Raw genomic sequence first — 18,779 nt, 5'->3', positions numbered from 1 at the left:
CACTGCGCATGTTTTGCTTAGGCGTCCGACCGATGGAGATCGAAAATGAACATCCCTACTTCGTTGATGTGTGACCTGAAGCATGACGCGCGCACGTTAATCATGCTGTCCGTCCTCGCGGGCAGCGCTGCGCTGACCGGCTGCGTCATGGACCCGCCGGGCCCGTCGCCGATTTACAGCCGCCTGCCGGCCGATCAGTCGGGCATAGCCAGCACGGCCCGCCCGCTGACACCCGAAGAGCGCCAGCGCTACGACGCGATCGATCGGCAGGTGCTGTCCGAACAGAATCAGGCGATTGCCGCCGAAAATGCCGCGCAGGTGTGGTCGCGTTATTACGCGCCGCCCGTCAGCATGTACGGCAGTTATTACGGCGGCGGTTGGGGACACGGCTGGGGCACCGGTGTCGGCGTCGGTTACGGACCGTACTGGGGCTGGTAACGCGAAGCGCGCACCGGCGGGGAGACGGAGAGACACGCCGGCCTGACAGTCTGGAAACGACAAAGGCGCGGTTTTCACCGCGCCTTTGTTGTTTCCGGCACCCTGAACCCGATTGACGTGGCAACGCTTAGTGCGTCGCTTTCTTCTCTTTCACCACCTTACCGCCGTGCTTGCGATCCGGCTTCGCACGCGACTCCGGATTCGGCACCACATGAAGCGGCGCGGCCGACATCTCGCCACGAGTCGAGGTGGTGACCGAAGGCGTATTCGCAGTGGGCAACGGCGCGTTCGGCGACACGAACTGCACGAACACTTCGCCGTCTTTCACCATGCCCATTTCGTAGCGCGCACGCTCTTCGACGGCGGCCGTGCCGTTCTGCAAGTCCTGCACCTCGCCCTGGATGCGCTCGTTGCGCAGCTTTGCATCCGCGTTCTGCTGTTGTTGCTGCGCCAGCTGCTGCTGCAACTCGTGCACGCGTAACCAGCCGCCGTGCCCCCACCAGAGTGGGTACTGGATCAGCGCCAGCAAAACGATCAGGACAGCAGTGACAAGCCGCATGAAGTAAGCACAATAAATACACGCCGCCCTGCGCTATACGCAGGGCGGCGTGGTCAATCAGAAACGAAGGTGAACCCGCTCATCGGTCAGCGCTAGCAAACACGCCGATTAGCGCAGATTGTAGAACGCCGACTTGCCCGGGTAGCTGGCGATATCGCCGAGATCTTCTTCGATACGCAGCAACTGGTTGTACTTCGAGATGCGATCCGAACGCGACAGCGAACCCGTCTTGATCTGGCCGGCGTTCAGGCCGACCGCGATGTCCGCGATCGTCGAATCTTCCGTTTCGCCCGAGCGGTGCGAGATCACGGCCGTGTAGCCGGCGCGCTTGGCCATTTCGATCGCAGCGAAGGTTTCCGTCAACGTGCCGATCTGGTTGATCTTGATGAGGATCGAGTTGGCGATGCCCTTCTCGATACCTTCCTTCAGGATGCGCGTGTTGGTCACGAACAGGTCGTCGCCCACCAGCTGGATCTTCTTGCCGAGCTTGTCGGTCAGCAGCTTCCAGCCCGCCCAGTCGCTTTCGTGCATACCGTCTTCGATCGACACGATCGGGAACTTGTCCGCGAGCGTGGCGAGGTAGTCGGTGAATTCCGCCGACGACAGTTGCAAGCCTTCACCGGCCAGCTGGTACTTGCCGTCGTGATAGAACTCGCTCGCTGCGCAGTCGAGCGCAAGCAGCACGTCTTCACCGGCGCGGTAGCCGGCTTTCTCGATAGCCTGCAGGATGGTCGACAGGCATTCGTCGTTGCTGCCGAAGTTCGGCGCGAAGCCGCCTTCATCGCCGACTGCCGTGCTCATGCCGCGGTCCGACAGGATCTTCTTCAGCGCGTGGAACACTTCGGCGCCACAGCGCAGTGCTTCGCGGAAGGTCGGCTGGCTCACCGGCACGATCATGAATTCCTGGATGTCCAGGCTGTTGTTCGCGTGCGCGCCGCCGTTGACGATGTTCATCATCGGCACCGGCAGTTGCATGGCGCCCGAGCCGCCGAAGTAGCGGTACAGCGGCAGGCCGGCTTCTTCAGCGGCAGCCTTGGCGACGGCCATCGAAACAGCCAGCATCGCGTTCGCGCCGAGGCGCGACTTGTTGTCCGTGCCGTCGAGTTCCAGCAGGGTCTTGTCGAGGAAAGCCTGCTCGGAAGCGTCGAGGCCCATGATCGCTTCGGAGATTTCGGTGTTGATGTGCTCGACGGCCTTCAGCACGCCCTTGCCGCCGTAACGGCCGGTTTCGCCGTCGCGCAGTTCGATCGCTTCGCGCGAGCCCGTCGACGCGCCCGACGGCACCGCGGCGCGGCCCATCGTGCCCGACTCGAGCAGCACGTCGCATTCGACGGTGGGGTTGCCTCGCGAATCGAGAATCTCTCGACCGATGATATCTACGATAGCACTCATGGTTTCCTCAAGAAATGACGTTGAATTCTTTACTGTGACACTGCACCGGACGCATGCTGGTCTCCCCAGCAGACAACTTTCGCGCCAATGCGTTCGACGACCATTGCGTGCATCCGCCGCGTGTTGTCGACTGTGCCGATTATGCAAGCCAACCGTGGCCCGGCCAACCGTGACACGCCGCGAACGCCTGAATCAGTTGAAATCGCTTTCGAGGAACGGCGCGCGCTTGACGGCCTGATCGAGCGTGACCAGCGTTTCGAGCAGATCGGCCATGCGATGCAAAGGCACCGCATTCGGGCCGTCCGATTTCGCTTCCGCGGGCTTCGGATGGGTTTCCATGAAGAGACCCGCCACGCCCGTTGCCACGGCCGCGCGTGCCAGCACCGGCACGAATTCACGCTGACCGCCCGAGCTCGTGCCCTGCCCGCCCGGCAACTGCACCGAGTGGGTCGCGTCGAACACGACCGGCGCGTTGGTTTCGCGCATGATCGCAAGCGACCGCATGTCCGACACGAGATTGTTATAGCCGAATGACACGCCGCGTTCGCACGCCATGAAGCGGTCTTCCGACAGGCCCGCTTCACGCGCGGCATCGCGCGCCTTGTCGATCACGTTCTTCATGTCGTGCGGCGCGAGAAACTGGCCTTTCTTGATGTTGACCGGTTTGCCCGAACGCGCGCAAGCATGGATGAAGTCGGTTTGACGGCACAGAAACGCCGGCGTTTGAAGCACGTCGACCACCGACGCAACCTGCTCGATCTCGTGCTCCGAGTGAACATCGGTCAGCACCGGCAGACCGAGCTGGCGCTTCACTTCCGACAGGATGCGCAAACCTTCGTCCATGCCCAGACCGCGGAACGACTTGCCGCTGCTGCGATTGGCCTTGTCGTACGACGATTTGTAGATGAACGGAATGTTCAGCTTCGCGCAAATTTCCTTCAGGCGGCCCGCCGTGTCGATCGTCATCTGTTCGGATTCGACGACACAGGTGCCGGCGATCAGGAAAAACGGCTTGTCGAGCCCGATTTCGAAATCGCCCAGTTTCATGCTTTCTCCTCGACGCGCGACTGCTGATGCGCGAGCGCCGCTTCGACGAACGACTTGAACAGCGGATGGCCGTCACGCGGCGTGGACGTGAATTCCGGGTGGAACTGCACGCCGACGAACCACGGGTGCATGCTGCGCGGCAATTCCATCATCTCCGGCAGATCTTCACTCGGGGTACGGGCGCTGATGATAAGGCCGCCGGCTTCGAGCTGGGGCACGAAGCGGTTATTGACTTCATAACGGTGACGGTGGCGCTCGTTCACATCCTTGCCGTAGATCTCTTCGGCCATCGTGCCGGGCTTGATCGGGCAACGTTGCGAACCGAGGCGCATCGTGCCGCCCAGATCCGATTCTTCAGTGCGCTTCTCGACACGGCCTTCACGGTCGTACCACTCGGTGATCAGCGCGACCACGCGGTTTTCGGTTTCCTGATCGAACTCGGTGCTGTTCGCGTCCTTCAGGCCGACCACGTCGCGGGCGAATTCGATCACGGCCAGCTGCATGCCGAGGCAGATGCCGAGGTACGGCACCTTCGCTTCACGTGCATAGCGGATCGCGGCAATCTTGCCTTCGGTGCCGCGACGGCCGAAGCCGCCCGGCACGAGGACCGCATCCAGATGCCTGAGGCTCTCGACGCCTTGCGTCTCGACTTCTTCCGAATCGATGTACTCGATGTTCACGCGCGTGGACGTGTGCATCGACGCATGACGCAGCGCTTCGATCAGCGACTTGTACGACTCGGTCAGATCGACATACTTGCCGACCATGCCGATCGTCACTTCGTGCTTCGGATTCTGCAGCTTCTCGACGAGGCCCGACCACATCGACAGATCGGCGGGCTTTGGCGTGAGCTTGAGTTCTTCACAGATGATCGCGTCCAGATCCTGGTCGTGCAGCATCTGCGGAATCTTGTAGATGCTGTCGGCGTCCCACACGGAAATTACCGCGTCTTCCGGCACGTTCGAGAACATCGAGATCTTCGCGCGTTCGTCGTCCGGAATACGGCGGTCGGCGCGGCACAGCAGCACGTGCGGCGAGATGCCGATTTCACGCAGCTTCTGAACGCTGTGCTGGGTAGGCTTGGTCTTGAGTTCGCCGGCGGTGGCGACCCACGGCACCAGCGTGAGGTGCACGAAGCACGCGCTGTTGCGGCCCATGCGCAGGCTCATCTGACGCGCAGCCTCGAGGAACGGCAGCGATTCGATGTCGCCCACCGTGCCGCCCACTTCGACGATCGCGACGTCCGGCTCGCCGCACGTCGCGGAAGCCGCGCCGCGTTCGACGAACGCCTGGATTTCGTTCGTGATGTGCGGGATGACCTGCACCGTCTTGCCGAGATAATCGCCGCGGCGTTCCTTGCGGATCACCGATTCGTAGATCTGGCCTGTGGTGAAGTTATTGGCCTTGCGCATCTTCGTGCTGATGAAGCGCTCATAGTGGCCGAGGTCGAGGTCGGTCTCCGCTCCGTCTTCCGTCACGAACACTTCGCCGTGTTGAAACGGGCTCATCGTGCCGGGGTCGACATTGATGTAGGGATCGAGCTTGAGGAGGGTGACTTTAAGACCGCGCGATTCGAGGATCGCGGCGAGGGAAGCGGCGGCAATACCCTTGCCGAGGGAAGATACTACGCCGCCGGTGACGAAAACATATTTGGTCATCGCTGGATGCTCGCGGGAAAAACGGATTATACCGTAAAGCAGGGGCTCGCCCCAGCAAATTCCGAGCGGCATCCGCACGAATGCATGCCGCGACGGCGGCAGTCGCCGCGCGCGGATCACGCACCGTTTTTTGCGCCGACGGATGACGCACGCCGCCGCCCGCCGCCATAACTAGCTCAAGCACGAACTCAAGCGCGCCGCTCCAGTTCGCGCAACATCCGCTGCACCGCGCGCGCGGTTTCGAGCGGCTTCTCCATCGGATACAGATGGCTGCCTTCGATCCATTCCACATGACCGCCGGTCGCGCGCCGGGTCGCATCGAGTCCGGCCTGGCGGATTTCCTTCGAATGCGTGCCGGCGATGAAACCGACCGGCACCGGCGCGCCGCGTGCGAGGCGCGAGCCGAGCGTATGCGGCAAGGTCCTGTAGATCTGGTATTCGGTGCGCCGGTCGAAGGCCAGCGACCGCGAGCCGTCGGGCGAGGTCTGCGGAATGCCGAAGTCGATGTAGTCGGACAGCATCCGTTCGTCCCAGCGCGCGAACGCCGGCTTCGAATGAAAATGCCGCCACGCCTCGTCGCGGCTGGCCCAGTGGGTGCGGCGCGTACGCGTGGCCGCCGCCGGCGAGAGCCGCTCGTCGAGCCCGGTCCATTGCGACACGCGCAACATGCTGCTGCGCCAGCCGGCGATCACCGGCGAATCCAGCATCACCACGCCCCTCACCCATTGCGGCTTTTTCAGCGCGGCCATCAACGATAGATATCCACCGAGCGAATGGCCGACCAGCCACACCGGCTGCTCGTAAGAACGGCTGACATCGTCGAGCAGCTGCTCGACCAGATGCGGCCAATCCTGAGTGACCGGATACCGCGCGTCATGCCCGATACGCTCGATGGAGCGAAGTTCGTAGTCGTCCGCGAGTTCGGCGAAGATGGTCCGGTACGTCGATGCGGGAAAACCGTTCGCGTGCGAGAAGTGGATGATGTTTTTCAACTGCGGCGATCTCCGTTCTAATTTGCGCGCAGGCCGCGGGCCCTGCGGCGCGTTTCTGCTTCTTATCTGTCTGTTATCTATCCGCCCAGCGACGCGGGACGACCCTCGGCAGTCCGTCAGCGATCCATCCAGTAGCGGCGCCGCGTGTCGCGATAGCGCTCGAGCGTGAGCGCGGCCCCATTCGGGTGCGGGACGGCGTTCGGCTCGGCGCCGGAATCGACGTCCGGGTTGATGCCCGGGACAACGTCGACCCGCACCGCGCCGTCCGTGTCGCTGCGCGCGAGTTCGATATGCCGCGCCTTGTAGCGCTCGAACACGCCCGCGTTCGGATGATGAAAACGGTTGCGATAGCCTACCTGAAATAGTGCGACCAGCGGGTCGATAGAGTCGAGGAACGGTTCGGTCGACGAGGTCTTGCTGCCGTGATGCGGCACGACCAGCACCTGAGCTCGCAACGCGCCGCGATCGCGCGCGAGCAGCGTGCGTTCGGCCGGTGCTTCGAGGTCCGCCGCCAGCAAGGCGCTCATGCGGGGCGCATCCGTTTGAACGCCCGCGGCCGACGCGCTCGCGGCAGGATGCAGGGTGCTCACGCGCAACACACAGCAATGCGCGTTCGGTTTGCCTTGCAGCGGCCCGGCATCCGGCCAGAGCATCGCGAACTCGACGCCGTCCCACTGCCAGCGCTGCCCCGCCGCGCAGCGCAGCGTATCCACACCGCGTTGCCGCGCTCTACTCCACAGCGCATTCGCCGGCGCCAATGCCGCCAGCAGTTGATGCACCTCGATCGCGTCCAGCACGGCAGGCGCGCCGCCCGCATGATCGGAATCGGAGTGGCTAATGACGAGCGTATCGAGCGCCGTGACGCCGTGCGCCTGCAAAAACGGCACGACGACGCGCTCGCCCGCATGCGTCGATTCCGGGCCCGGCCCCGCATCGAACAGCAGTGCGTGATGCGCGGTCTCGACCAGCACCGAGGTGCCCTGGCCGACATCCAGCGCGGTCAACCGGAAGCTGCCGTGCGGCGGTCCGGGCGGCGCCGGCATCAGCAACGGCAGCCAAGTCAGCGGCGCGGCCCAGCGCAGCGGCCAGCCGCGCGGCGCGAGACACCAGAGCACGCCGATGGCAGCCGTGGCCAGCGCCCACGCATCCGGTTGCGGCAGACGCCAGAGCGTCCATGCGGGACCTGACAGCGTCCGCAGGCCCGCGGCCAGCAGTTCGAGCAAGGCGTGCGCAGCCTGGAACGCGTAGCCATCGAGCGGCGCGGGCAGCGCGACGCCGGCCAGCACGGCCGGCGTGACCAGCAGACTCACCCAGGGAATCGCAAAGGCATTGGCGAGCGGGCCGATCAGCGGAATCTGCGTAAACCAGTAGACGGTGAGCGGCGCGAGCGCAATCGTCACCGCGAACTGCACATGCGCGGCACTGCGCAGACGTTCGACAAAGGCGCGCACCCGACGGCGCAACGCGGAGCGCCAGCGCGTGAGCCGGGAAATCCCGCGGCCCTCGCCGTCCTCGCTGTCTTCCTCGCGATCCTGCGCGTGATCCTGCACGCGGGGCCGCCCCGACATCGCGAACAGAATCGCCGCCACCGCGCAGAACGACAGCCAGAATCCCGCCGACACCACCGCCCAGGGATCGATCAGCAGCACGAGCCCCAACGCCCACGCGAGCACGGCGGACCGCGCGATATTGCGCCCGCTGACAAACGCAAGCGCGACCACGCCCGCCATCCACAACGCCCGCTGCGCCGGCACGTTGAAACCGGCCAGCGCGGCGTGCAAGCCGGCGAACAACGCGCCACCCGTCACCGCGACGATCTGCGCGGGCAACCGCAATGGCCAATTGCGGCCGATGAATCCCGAGCGCCGCCACCACGCCCCGGCGAGCCAACCCGCAAGCCCCGCGACAAAGCCGATATGCAGCCCCGAAATCGCCACCAGATGACTCGTGCCCGTGCCGCGCATCAGCAGCCAGTCCGCCGCGCTGACTTCATCCTGCGCGCCGATCGCCAGCGCCACCACGATCCCGCGATGCGGCGCTTCGGCAAGCACCGTGTCGATCCGCGCGCGCAGCGCGGCGCGCCAGCGATCGAAGGCGACGCCCACGCCGCGCGCGTTGCCCGGCAAACGCACGGCGGCAGCGGGTGCGCTGACATAGCCGGTAGCGCGCACATTACGCGCGAGCAGGTTTGCTTCGGCATCGCGAACGCCGAAGTTCGCATTGCCATGCGGCCGTTTGAGCCGCACCGCCAATTGCCAGCGCGCGCCGGGCTCAAGCAACGGCGGCGGCGCATCCCCAGCAATCCACGACAGCTGAATCACACGCGGAAAAGCAGCGATCGGCGCGTCGGCCGATTCGACCTCGAACAGAAAGCGCGCGCCCTTTGCGTCGCGTGCCGGCAGACCCTTGATGCTGCCGACGACGTCGATATCGCGCCCTTCCCAGGCGCTCGGCAGGCTCACGGCGAGCCGCGTTTCCGCGCGCCAGGCCGCATAGCCGAAGCCCACGCAAATGGCCGCAATCCACAGCGCGCTCCAGCCGAGCCGTGAGCGCATTTGTGCAGAAAGACCTGCGCTCATTCCCGTGCTTATTCCCGTGCTTACTCCTGCGCTAATTCCTGTGCTAATTCCTGTGCCTGGACGTGCGCCTAAAAGCACGCCGAAAAGTGCGCCGAACCGGCCACGAAGATCAAATGCCCCGGGAGCCGAGCCGTCGTCCGCTTCTACGGAATGAACACCGCGCAACGCCCACGCCGCGACACCGCTCGCGACACATGCGGCCAGAACCAACGCGCCCCACGCACCCCGCCCCGGCAATGCTGCCTGCTGCTGCAAGGCGACCACGCCCAACGCAAATCCGCACCACCATGCCCGCATTCGTCCTCCGCTCGACCAGCGCCGGACGCTGCAACGCTCACCGCGCAGGTAGCCGCAGGCCCGCCGGGCGAGTGTTCCGCCCGACGCGAACCACTTGAACCATCAAGTTTGATTATGCAGAGGAAAGCGCGAGCCGCGGCAGCGCGGCGAGCGCGTTAGCCGTTGTGCCTAGGGCGGCTTCGTCCGCGGCAATGCCGCGCAGTTGCGCGAGGCCCGCGCCGATGGCCGGAATCTGATCCGGCGTGTTGCGCTGCCTGTACAGCCAGGAAGGTGCGATGTCGGGTGCGTCGGTTTCGACGACCAGCGCATCGAACGGCAATTGCTCGGCCAGACGCCGGATTTGCCGCGCCCGTTCGAAGGTCAGATTGCCGCCGAAACCCAGATGCAGGCCCTGGTCGATATACGCCTGAGCCTGCTGGAAACTGCCGTTGAACGCGTGCGCGATGCCGCGATGAATCTGGTGCCGACGCAGCCCCTTGAGCACCTGATCCTGCGATTTGCGCACGTGGCAAATCACCGGCAGATCGAATTCGCGAGCGAGTTGCAGCTGAGCGTCGTAGAAGAACTGCTGGCGCGCAGCGTCGAGGTCTGGCACGAAGTAATCGAGACCGATCTCGCCGACGCCGACGAACAGCGGATCGTCGAGGCTCGCTTCGATTTCCATCCGCAGCAGTTCGAGATCGCGCTCCTGCGCGGCCGGCGTGTAGAGCGGATGAATGCCGAGCGCATACGCGCCGCCGTCGGTCCGGTGCGCGAGCTCACGCACCGCGGTGAAATTCTCACGGCCGATCGCCGGAATCACGATACGCCCCACCCCCGCGCGGCGCGCCGCCGCCGCGACCGCGTCGCGGTCGGCGTCGAATTCCGACGCGTCGAGATGGCAGTGCGTATCGATCCACATGGCGCGCCTCGTTAGCGGCAGGGTTTCGCTGGGGTTCAACCTGGGCTTCAACCTGAGCTTCGGCTTCGCGCGGTGCTGCGCGGTGATTACACCGGCACCGGCGGCTCTTCGTGCAGCACGCCGTCGCGCAACCGCATGATCCGGTCGCAGCGGCCGGCCAGTTCAGGATCGTGCGTGACGATCACGAAACTGGTTTCGAGCGTCTGCGACAGTTCGAGCATCAGGTTGAATACAGTATCCGCGGTGCCGCCGTCGAGGTTGCCGGTCGGTTCGTCGGCCAGTACGCAGGCCGGTTTGGTGACGAGCGCCCGGGCAATCGCCACGCGCTGACGTTCGCCGCCCGACAACTCGCCTGGACGATGCTTCGCCCGATGCCCCATGCCGACGCGCTCCAGCACCTCGAGCGCCTGGCGCCGCGCGGCTTCGGTCGTCATGCGGCGAATCCGCAGCGGCATCGCGACGTTGTCGAGCGCCGAAAACTCCGGCAGCAGATGGTGGAACTGATACACGAAACCGAGCGCGCGATTGCGCAAATCGTTGCGTTCACGCTCGGAGAGCTTCGTAAACGGCTTGCCCATCACGGAGACATGGCCTGCGCTCGGATCGTCGAGGCCGCCGAGCACGTGCAGCAGCGTGCTCTTGCCGGAACCGGACGCGCCGACGATCGCCAGCTTTTCGCCGCGCCGCACGCTCAATTGCGTGTTGTTGAGCACCTGCACGTTGAGGCCGCCCTGCACGAACGACTTCGAAATACCGGTCGCCTCCAGCACGTAGGGATGCAGCGCCGTCTCGTTGGACATATTGGGCTTGGCCAGGGTAGCGGAAAGGTCATTCATAGCGCAGCGCCTCCGCCGGACGGACCTTCGCACCGCGCCAGCTCGGATACAGCGTCGCCAGAGCGGACAACACGAACGCGATGAGGCCGATTCGCGCGACGTCCGAGGGAACCAGTTCGGACGGCAATTCGGTGATGAAATACACCGACGGCGGCAGGAACTGCACGCCGAGCAGATGTTCGATCATCGGCACGAGCCACGGAATGCTCCACGCGATCAGGCAGCCTAGCGCCACGCCGGTGGCCGTGCCGATAAAGCCGATCGTCACGCCCTGCACGACGAAAATCTTCATGATCGAGCCGGGCTGCGCGCCGAGCGTGCGCAGGATCGCGATATCGGCCTGCTTGTTGGTCACCGTCATCACCAGCGACGAAACCAGATTGAATGCCGCCACCGCGATGATCAGCGTCAGGATGATGAACATCATGCGTTTTTCGATCTGCACCGCCGAGAACCAGGTCTTGTTCTGCTGGGTCCAGTCGCGGATGTACAGGTCGCCCGACAAGGTACGCGCCAGTTGATGCGCGACCTCCGGCGCCCGCTGCATGTCCGTCAGGCGTAAGCGCACGCCGGTCGGTGCGGGCAGACGGAACAGCGCCTGCGCGTCCTTGATGTTGATCAGCGCGAGCGTGCTGTCGTATTCGTAATGCCCCGACTCGAAAACGCCCACCACGGTGAACTGCTTCAGCCGCGGCAGCATGCCGGCGGGCGTGATGGTGCCTTCGGGCGCGACCAGGGTGATCTTGTCGTTGACCGTCACGCCGAGGTTGGTGGCGAGGTCCACGCCGAGCACGATGCCGAACTCGCCCGGCACGAGGTCGGTCAGCTTGCCGCCCTTCATTTCCTTGCCGATGTCGGATACCTGCGGCTCGAGCGTCGGCTCGACGCCGCGCAGCGCCACGCCGCTCACCGCATCCTGGCGCGTGAGCAGCGCCTGCGCCTCGACGTACGGCGCCGCGCCGACCACTTCCTTGTTCTGGCGGGCTTCCTGCGCGGTCAATTGCCAGTTGGGCATCGAACCGGTCGGCGAAAACACTTCGACGTGCGCCAGCACCGACAGCATCCGGTCGCGCACCTCTTTCTGGAAGCCGTTCATTACAGACAACACGACGATCAGCGCCGCGACGCCGAGCGCGATGCCCGACATCGACACCAGTGCGATGAACGAAATGAAGCCGTTGCCGGTCGTGCGTTTGCCGGCGCGGGTGTAGCGCCAGCCTATCTGCCATTCGTAGGGAAATTTCAAGCGAATCCTTTTCTGCGTTCTTCGGCTTTGTGCTGCGCATGAGGGCAGCTAGCCGCATAAGCGGCACTCGTCATGCGGGCCGAGCGTCGTGATCGTTGGTGTCGCGGCAGCGCCGATGGTTCCGGCACCGCCGGCGAGGCCCACGCCGCCGGGGCCGCCATCGCCATCGCCATCGCCATCGCCATCGCCATCGCCATCGCCATCGCCATCGCCATCGCCATCGCCACCAAGGCTGCCCGCGCTGCTGCCGTCAATCAAGCGCGAAGTTTGCCATACAATGCCGCGGCTTCGCGCAAAGGCCTTCCGCACAGGGCTCGCGGCGCAACGCGAGGCACCCGGCGCAAGCCCGCTAACGCAGGTTGTAGCGGCTGCGCAGATCGTTGATGAGGCGCGCCGCCGCGCTGACGGCGACTTCGCGCACGTCGGCGTCAGCGCGGTCGCGATGCAGGTGCGTGATGTCCCAGTTGCAGCCTTCCTCGTCTTCGACGGTCTCGTGGAGCCCGGTCGGGATCCAGCCGGCCGTCTCCGGGTTGGCGTCGAGCGCTTTCACGACAAGCTCGAGCAACTCCCGCTCGGTTTTCAGTTCACGCGACATGTCGGTCTCCACATCGTCATGTGCGCGGTGCCGCCGCGCGCGGCTGCTGCCATCGGCGGGACGTCGGTGCGGCGCCCGGAATCCGCCGATATGGTCGGAATACTCGCACTCTTTGCCCTACAATGCGCAGCATCATGCACGCCAACCGTCTTCATCTTCTTCTGCCCTTCGCGCTGCCCGCCGCAGCCGACGCCTCCACCGCACTGCACGACATCCAGAGTCCGGCCCTCGACCGGCTGATCGCCCGCGCGACGCTGGTCGAACGGGTGGTCGGCGAGGATTTTCAGCGCACGCTGCCGCACGAACGCTGGGTGGCGCGCCAGTTCGGCGCGCTGCCGGGCGGCGCGGCGGCCGCCGATGAAGCGCCGCTCGCCCCCTACATGCTGCGCGCCGACGGCGGCGAACCCGGCAACGCAACGTGGGCCTGCGTGCAGCCGGTGCACGTGCGCATCGCGCATGATCATCTGGTGCTGATCGATCCGGCATCGCTCGACCTCTCCGACGACGAAGCCAGCGCGCTGCTGGCGGTCGCCCGGCCGTTGATCGAGGAGCTCGGCGTGCGCATCGAAGCGCCGAGGCCCGCGCGCTGGTATTTGTCGGGCGAAGGCTTCGGCACGCTGGCGGGCGCCTCGCCGTTGCGCGCCAGCGGGCGCAACATCGAAATCTGGCTGCCGCACGAGGCGCATTCCGGCGAGCGTTCGCGCGCGTGGATGAAGCTGCAAAACGAAGTGCAGATGGCCTGGTTCGAGCATCCGGTGAACGAGGCGCGCGAGGCGCGCGGCCTGCCGGCCGTCAACTCGATCTGGTTTCACGCGCAAGGCGCGGCGCAACCGGTGACGAGCCCGTTCGCGCGAGTGTTCTCCGACGCGGCGGCCACGCGCGGCCTCGCGCTGACCGCCGGGGTCGAGACCGGCGCGCCGCCGGCCTCCTTCGGGGCGCTGGCCGCTGCGTCCGGCAGCGCAAACACCACAATCACCGCAAACACGAATGCCGATGGAAGCGGCGGAGCCACGCTGGTCGAACTCGATCCGTTCTCCGCGCCCTACATCGAGCAGGACTGGGCGCGCTGGAACGACGCCTTCGCCGCGTTGCAAAGCGACTGGTTCGAACCGGCGCTGGAAGCGTTGCAAACGGGCCGGCTCGGCGAACTGGACCTGACGCTGTGCGGCGACACCGGCTCGGTGACGCTGTCGGTCACGCGCGGCGACCTGCGCAAATTCTGGCGGCGGCGCGTGCTCGCCTCGCTCTTCATCGAATGATTTACCGCCTGCTCAACGGCCTTTCCGAATGACTCGAATCGTTACGCGCGCCTGTTCCCCGGTCGACGCCGAAATCCTCACCCGCCACGGCCTGCATCCGGTGCTCGCCCGTTTGTACGCGGCGCGCGGCGTATGCATGCCCGACGAGATCGAAACCGGCCTCGCGCGGCTCGTGCCGCCCGCCGCGCTCAAAGGCTGCGAAGACGCCGCCGCGCTGCTCGCCGACGCGATTCAGGGCAAGCGCCGGATGCTGGTCGTGGCCGATTACGACTGCGACGGCGCCACCGCCTGCGCGGTCGCGGTGCGCGGCCTGCGGAAGTTCGGCGCACAGATCGAGTACCTTGTGCCGAACCGCTTCGAGTACGGCTATGGTTTGACGCCCGAGATCGTCGCACTGGCCGCGCGCAGCGCGTCCGGCAAGCCGGAACTGCTGATCACGGTGGATAACGGCATCGCCAGCGTCGACGGCGTGGAAGCGGCCAACGCGCTCGGCATCGACGTGCTGGTGACCGATCACCACTTGCCCGGCGACGAACTGCCCGCCGCGCGCGCGATCGTCAATCCGAATCAGCCGGGCTGCACGTTTCCGAGCAAATGCATCGCGGGCGTCGGCGTGATGTTTTATGTGCTGCTGGCGTTGCGCGCGGAACTGCGCCGCCGCGGCGCCTTCAACGACGCGTTTCCCGAGCCGCGTCTCGACGGCCTGCTCGATCTGGTCGCGCTCGGCACGGTCGCGGACGTGGTCAAGCTCGACGGCAACAATCGCGTGCTGGTCGCGCAAGGCTTGCAGCGGATCCGCAAAGGCAAGATGCAGCCGGGCATCGCCGCCCTGTTTCGCGCCGCGGCGCGCGATGCGCGCAGCGCGTCGGGCTTCGACCTCGGCTTTGCGCTCGGCCCGCGCCTGAACGCGGCGGGCCGCCTGTCGGACATGTCGCTCGGCATCGAATGCCTGACCACCGACGATATCGGCCGCGCGTGGGAACTCGCGCAGCAGCTCGACACGATGAACCGCGAACGCCGCGAGATCGAAGCCGGCATGCAGCAGCAGGCGCTCGAGGATCTCTCGGCGATCGACCCCGACGGCGCGACCACCATTACGCTGTTCAATCCGGGCTGGCATCAGGGTGTGATCGGTATCGTCGCCGGGCGGCTGAAAGAGAAGTTCCACCGGCCGTCCTTCACCTTCGCGCTCGCCGACGAGAGCGGCACGCTGGTCAAAGGCTCGGGCCGCTCGATCGCGGGTTTCCATCTGCGCGACGCGCTCGATCTGATCTCGAAGCGCGAGCCGGGCCTGATCGTCAAATTCGGCGGCCACGCGATGGCGGCCGGTCTCACCCTCGCCGCCACCGGCGTGCCGCGCTTCACCGCCGCGTTCGAAGCGGTCGGCCGCGAATGGCTCTCCGAAGAGGCGCTCTCGCGCACCGTCGAAACCGACGGCGAACTCGAAGACGCCTACTTCACGCCGCAATTCGTCGAAATGCTCGACGCCGCCGTCTGGGGCCAAGGCTTCCCGGCGCCGGTGTTCTCCGGCGAATTCGACATCGCCTCGCAGGCGCTGGTGAAGGACAAGCACCTGAAGCTGCAACTGGTGCGCGGCCGCCAGCGCTTCAACGCGATCTGGTTCAACCATACCGACACGCTGCCGGCGCGCACCACCGTCGCCTACCGGCTCGCGAGCGACACGTGGAACGGCGTGTCGCGGGTGCAATTGATCGTCGAGCACGCGGTGAGCTGAAGCGGCAGCCCGAGGCTGGCTCAGGGGCCGCCTCACGTCTGCCCGGCACGTCTGCCCGGCAAGCCGCAAACCATCGAAAATCACCGCAAAATCAACCCCAAACACGCGCCGGATCGCTTGCAAGGCTCCGGCGCGGCGCGCCGATCGGCTATAATTTCCCCTTTTTACGAAGCTATAAAAGATCGACATGGAAGCGGAACGTCTCAACGCGATCGAAGCCTCTCTGGCGGACCTGCGCACGCGCGCGGCCGACCTACGGGGGTATCTTTGACTACGACGACAAGTCACGTCGTCTGATCGAAGTCAACCGGGAACTCGAAGACCCGGACGTCTGGAACGACTCGAAACACGCCCAGGCTCTCGGCCGGGAAAAGAAGCTGCTCGACGACGTCGTCGGCAAACTCACGGCACTCGATAACGACCTGCGCGACGCGCAGGACCTGTTCGAAATGGCCCGCGAAGAAAACGACGAGGACACCCTCCTCGCCTGCGAAGCGGATGCGCAAGGCCTCGAACAGCGCGTCGCCGACATGGAATTCCGCCGGATGTTCGCGAACCCGGCCGACCCGAACAACGCGTTCCTCGACATTCAGGCCGGCGCCGGCGGCACCGAAGCGTGCGACTGGGCGTCGATGCTGCTGCGCCAGTACCTGCGCTACTGCGAGCGCAAGGGCTTCAAGACCGAAGTGCTGGAACAGACCGAAGGCGACGTCGCGGGCATCAAGAACGCGACCATCAAGATCGAAGGCGAATACGCGTACGGCTTTTTGCGCACCGAAACCGGCGTGCACCGCCTCGTGCGCAAGTCGCCGTTCGATTCGTCGGGCGGCCGTCATACGTCGTTCTCGTCGGTGTTCGTGTACCCGGAAGTCGACGACTCGATCGAAGTCGACATCAATCCGGCTGATCTGCGCATCGATACGTACCGCGCGTCCGGCGCGGGCGGTCAGCACATCAACAAGACCGACTCCGCGGTGCGGATCACGCACATGCCGTCGGGCATCGTCGTGCAGTGCCAGAACGACCGCTCGCAGCACCGCAACCGCGCCGAAGCCATGGCCATGCTGAAGTCGCGCCTGTACGAAGCGGAAATCCGCAAGCGTCAGGCCGAGCAGGACAAGCTCGAAGCGGGCAAGACCGATGTGGGCTGGGGTCACCAGATCCGCTCGTACGTGCTGGACAACAGCCGTATCAAGGATCTGCGGACCAACGTCGAAATCAGCAATACCAAGAGCGTGCTCGACGGCGACCTCGATCCGTTCATCAGCGCGAGCCTGAAACAGGGCGTCTAAGCGCAATCGGCGCGGCATGCATCGCATTGCCGCGCCGCATCTTTTTACCGCCTGAGTTTTTCTGAGTTTTTATTACTCACTGGCCAGCCGCATGCGGCCCACCGAATACCAAACCATCATGACCGAATCGATCCAGCCGAATGTCGTGCCCGAGGTAGACGACAACAAGATCATCGCCGAGCGCCGCGAAAAGCTGCGCGAGTTGCGTGAACAAGGCGTCGCCTATCCGAACGATTTCCGACCCACGCACCACGCCGAAGATCTGCAATCGCAATACGAGCATGCCGACAAGGAAACGCTCGAAGCGAATCCGCTCGAAGTCGCCGTCGCCGGCCGCATGATGCTCAAGCGCGTGATGGGCAAGGCGAGCTTTGCGACCGTGCGCGACGGTTCCGGCCAGATCCAGTTCTTCATCACGCCGGCCGACGTCAGCCAGCAAACGTACGACGCGTTCAAGAAGTGGGACATGGGCGACATCGTCGCGGCGCGCGGCGTGCTGTTTCGCACCAACAAGGGCGAGTTGTCGGTGCGCTGCACCGAACTGCGTTTGCTGTCGAAGTCGCTGCGTCCGCTGCCGGACAAGTTCCACGGCCTGTCCGACCAGGAAATGAAGTACCGCCAGCGCTATGTCGATCTGATCGTCACGCCGGAAACGCGCAAGACCTTTGTTGCGCGTACCAAGACGATTTCGTCGATCCGCAAGTTCATGGCCGACGCCGAGTTCATGGAAGTCGAAACGCCAATGCTGCACCCGATTCCGGGCGGCGCCGCGGCCAAGCCGTTCTCCACGCACCACAACGCGCTCGACATGCAAATGTTCCTGCGGATCGCGCCGGAACTGTATCTGAAGCGCCTCGTGGTCGGCGGCTTCGAGCGCGTGTTCGAGATCAACCGGAATTTCCGCAATGAGGGCGTGTCGGTGCGCCACAATCCGGAATTCACGATGATCGAGTTCTACGCCGCGTACACCGATTACAAGTGGCTGATGGACTTCACCGAGCAGTTGATCCGCCAGGCCGCCATCGACGCGTTGGGCACCGCCACCATCACCTATCAGGGCCGTGAGCTCGATCTGGCCAAGCCGTTCCATCGGCTGACCATTACCCAGGCGATCCAGAAGTACGCGCCGCAGTACACCAGCGAGCAACTCGCCGACAGCGCGTTCCTGCGCACCGAGCTGAAGAAGTTCGGCGTGGACGCATCGCAGCCGCAGTTCCTGAATGCGGGCGTGGGCTCGCTGCAACTCGCGCTGTTCGAGGAAACCGCCGAGTCGCAGCTGTGGGAACCGACCTACATCATCGACTACCCGATCGAAGTGTCGCCGCTCGCGCGCGCGTCGGACAAGTTCGACGGCATCACTGAGCGCTTCGAGCTGTTCATCACGGGCCGCGAAATCGCCAACGGCTTCTCGGAGCTGAACGATCCGGAAGACCAGGCCGCGCGCTTCAGGAAGCAGGTCGACCAGAAAGACGCGGGCGACGAAGAAGCGATGTTCTACGATGCCGACTACATCCGCGCACTGGAATACGGCATGCCGCCGGCAGGCGGTTGCGGGATCGGTATCGACCGTCTGGTGATGATGCTGACCGACAGCCCGAGCATCCGCGACGTGATCCTGTTCCCGCATCTCCGCCGCGAAGACTGATTGGTTCGCTGCGTTAGCGCCCAGACAAAACGCCCGGCTCGACGCCGGGCGTTTTGGGTTTTCGAGCCGGGAAAAACGGACGGGCGGCTAGCTGACAGTTTGTAACCATCGGTAAAAGGTGCGCATCAGGGTTGTCGGCTGCCCTGCCCATCCCCTACCGAGCGCGGCGTGAACCGAGGGTCTCCACGGTATACCGGGCCTTCGACGCCTCTCCTGCAAGAGGATTGCCCGGAAATGGTTACAAATTGAAACGCTCCACGGATCGATTTGACCGACACTGTGTCTCAATAACAGCCGACTCTGCTTAA

16 protein-coding genes are annotated in these 18,779 nt (G+C 64.9%); 5 read left to right on the top strand and 11 right to left on the bottom strand.

The features are described from left to right. Positions 1-45 precede the first annotated feature (45 nt). Positions 46-438 carry a hypothetical protein gene (locus tag AC3WLT_RS17210; protein ID WP_492592901.1) on the top strand — a complete coding sequence of 131 codons (393 nt, stop codon included), beginning with the start codon at positions 46-48 and terminating at the stop codon, positions 436-438. A 127-nt stretch (positions 439-565) separates the two neighbouring features. Here AC3WLT_RS17210 and ftsB read toward each other — a convergent pair whose 3' ends face one another. From ftsB to AC3WLT_RS17155, 11 genes are all read right to left on the bottom strand, one after another. Continuing rightward, on the bottom strand, positions 566-997 hold the full coding sequence (gene ftsB / locus AC3WLT_RS17205; protein WP_492592900.1) for a cell division protein FtsB: 432 nt from the start codon (positions 995-997) through the stop codon (positions 566-568). A 108-nt stretch (positions 998-1,105) separates the two neighbouring features. Then, entirely contained in the window at positions 1,106-2,389 is a 1,284-nt protein-coding gene (eno, locus tag AC3WLT_RS17200) for a phosphopyruvate hydratase (RefSeq protein ID WP_492592899.1), read from the bottom strand. A 192-nt stretch (positions 2,390-2,581) separates the two neighbouring features. Continuing rightward, positions 2,582-3,436: a 3-deoxy-8-phosphooctulonate synthase gene (kdsA, locus tag AC3WLT_RS17195; RefSeq protein WP_115106944.1), complete on the bottom strand. Its 855-nt coding sequence runs from the start codon at positions 3,434-3,436 to the stop codon at positions 2,582-2,584. Next, the gene (pyrG, locus tag AC3WLT_RS17190) at positions 3,433-5,094 is read right to left on the bottom strand and encodes a CTP synthase (RefSeq protein WP_492592898.1); all 1,662 of its coding nucleotides are present in this window, start codon (positions 5,092-5,094) and stop codon (positions 3,433-3,435) included. Before pyrG ends, kdsA begins: the two co-directional genes overlap by 4 nt. Positions 5,095-5,282: 188 nt before the next feature. After that, positions 5,283-6,086, bottom strand: a complete 804-nt coding sequence (locus tag AC3WLT_RS17185) for an alpha/beta fold hydrolase (RefSeq protein ID WP_492592897.1) — start codon at positions 6,084-6,086, stop codon at positions 5,283-5,285. A gap of 116 nt (positions 6,087-6,202) precedes the next feature. After that, positions 6,203-8,962 (bottom strand): DNA internalization-related competence protein ComEC/Rec2, encoded by a 2,760-nt coding sequence (locus tag AC3WLT_RS17180; protein WP_492592896.1) that lies wholly within the window; start codon positions 8,960-8,962, stop codon positions 6,203-6,205. A gap of 112 nt (positions 8,963-9,074) precedes the next feature. Beyond that, the gene (locus AC3WLT_RS17175; RefSeq protein WP_492592895.1) at positions 9,075-9,863 is read right to left on the bottom strand and encodes a TatD family hydrolase; all 789 of its coding nucleotides are present in this window, start codon (positions 9,861-9,863) and stop codon (positions 9,075-9,077) included. An 86-nt stretch (positions 9,864-9,949) separates the two neighbouring features. Continuing rightward, a complete protein-coding gene (lolD, locus tag AC3WLT_RS17170) occupies positions 9,950-10,699 on the bottom strand; it encodes a lipoprotein-releasing ABC transporter ATP-binding protein LolD (RefSeq protein ID WP_492592894.1) in 750 nt (249 codons plus the stop codon). Next, the gene (locus tag AC3WLT_RS17165; protein WP_492592893.1) at positions 10,692-11,945 is read right to left on the bottom strand and encodes a lipoprotein-releasing ABC transporter permease subunit; all 1,254 of its coding nucleotides are present in this window, start codon (positions 11,943-11,945) and stop codon (positions 10,692-10,694) included. The genes lolD and AC3WLT_RS17165 overlap by 8 nt, the downstream gene beginning before the upstream one ends. A gap of 48 nt (positions 11,946-11,993) precedes the next feature. Continuing rightward, complete coding sequence (locus AC3WLT_RS17160; RefSeq protein ID WP_492592892.1) at positions 11,994-12,203, bottom strand: hypothetical protein; 210 nt, start codon at positions 12,201-12,203, stop codon at positions 11,994-11,996. 91 nt (positions 12,204-12,294) lie between these two features. Further along, positions 12,295-12,540 carry a hypothetical protein gene (locus AC3WLT_RS17155; RefSeq protein WP_492592891.1) on the bottom strand — a complete coding sequence of 82 codons (246 nt, stop codon included), beginning with the start codon at positions 12,538-12,540 and terminating at the stop codon, positions 12,295-12,297. Positions 12,541-12,662: 122 nt separating this feature from the next. On the opposite strand from AC3WLT_RS17155, the gene AC3WLT_RS17150 reads away from it, so the two are divergent. The 4 genes from AC3WLT_RS17150 (at position 12,663) to lysS (ending at position 18,471) form a co-directional block, all read left to right on the top strand. Beyond that, positions 12,663-13,799, top strand: a complete 1,137-nt coding sequence (locus tag AC3WLT_RS17150; protein ID WP_492592890.1) for a regulator — start codon at positions 12,663-12,665, stop codon at positions 13,797-13,799. 28 nt (positions 13,800-13,827) lie between these two features. Continuing rightward, positions 13,828-15,534: a single-stranded-DNA-specific exonuclease RecJ gene (gene recJ, locus AC3WLT_RS17145; RefSeq protein WP_492592889.1), complete on the top strand. Its 1,707-nt coding sequence runs from the start codon at positions 13,828-13,830 to the stop codon at positions 15,532-15,534. A gap of 187 nt (positions 15,535-15,721) precedes the next feature. Beyond that, positions 15,722-16,826 (top strand): peptide chain release factor 2 gene (gene prfB / locus AC3WLT_RS17140; protein ID WP_492592888.1). Its coding sequence is split into 2 segments (ribosomal slippage): positions 15,722-15,802 and positions 15,804-16,826, totalling 1,104 coding nucleotides; the frame shifts between segments, so codons are not numbered across the junction. A gap of 118 nt (positions 16,827-16,944) precedes the next feature. Further along, positions 16,945-18,471 carry a lysine--tRNA ligase gene (gene lysS, locus AC3WLT_RS17135; RefSeq protein ID WP_492592887.1) on the top strand — a complete coding sequence of 509 codons (1,527 nt, stop codon included), beginning with the start codon at positions 16,945-16,947 and terminating at the stop codon, positions 18,469-18,471. The last annotated feature ends 308 nt before the right edge of the window (positions 18,472-18,779 follow it).

This window comes from Paraburkholderia sp. FW306-2-2C-D06C (assembly GCF_058781505.1).
The sequence above is the reverse complement of the archived record's forward strand: the minus strand, read 5'-3'. Positions and strand labels throughout refer to the sequence as shown.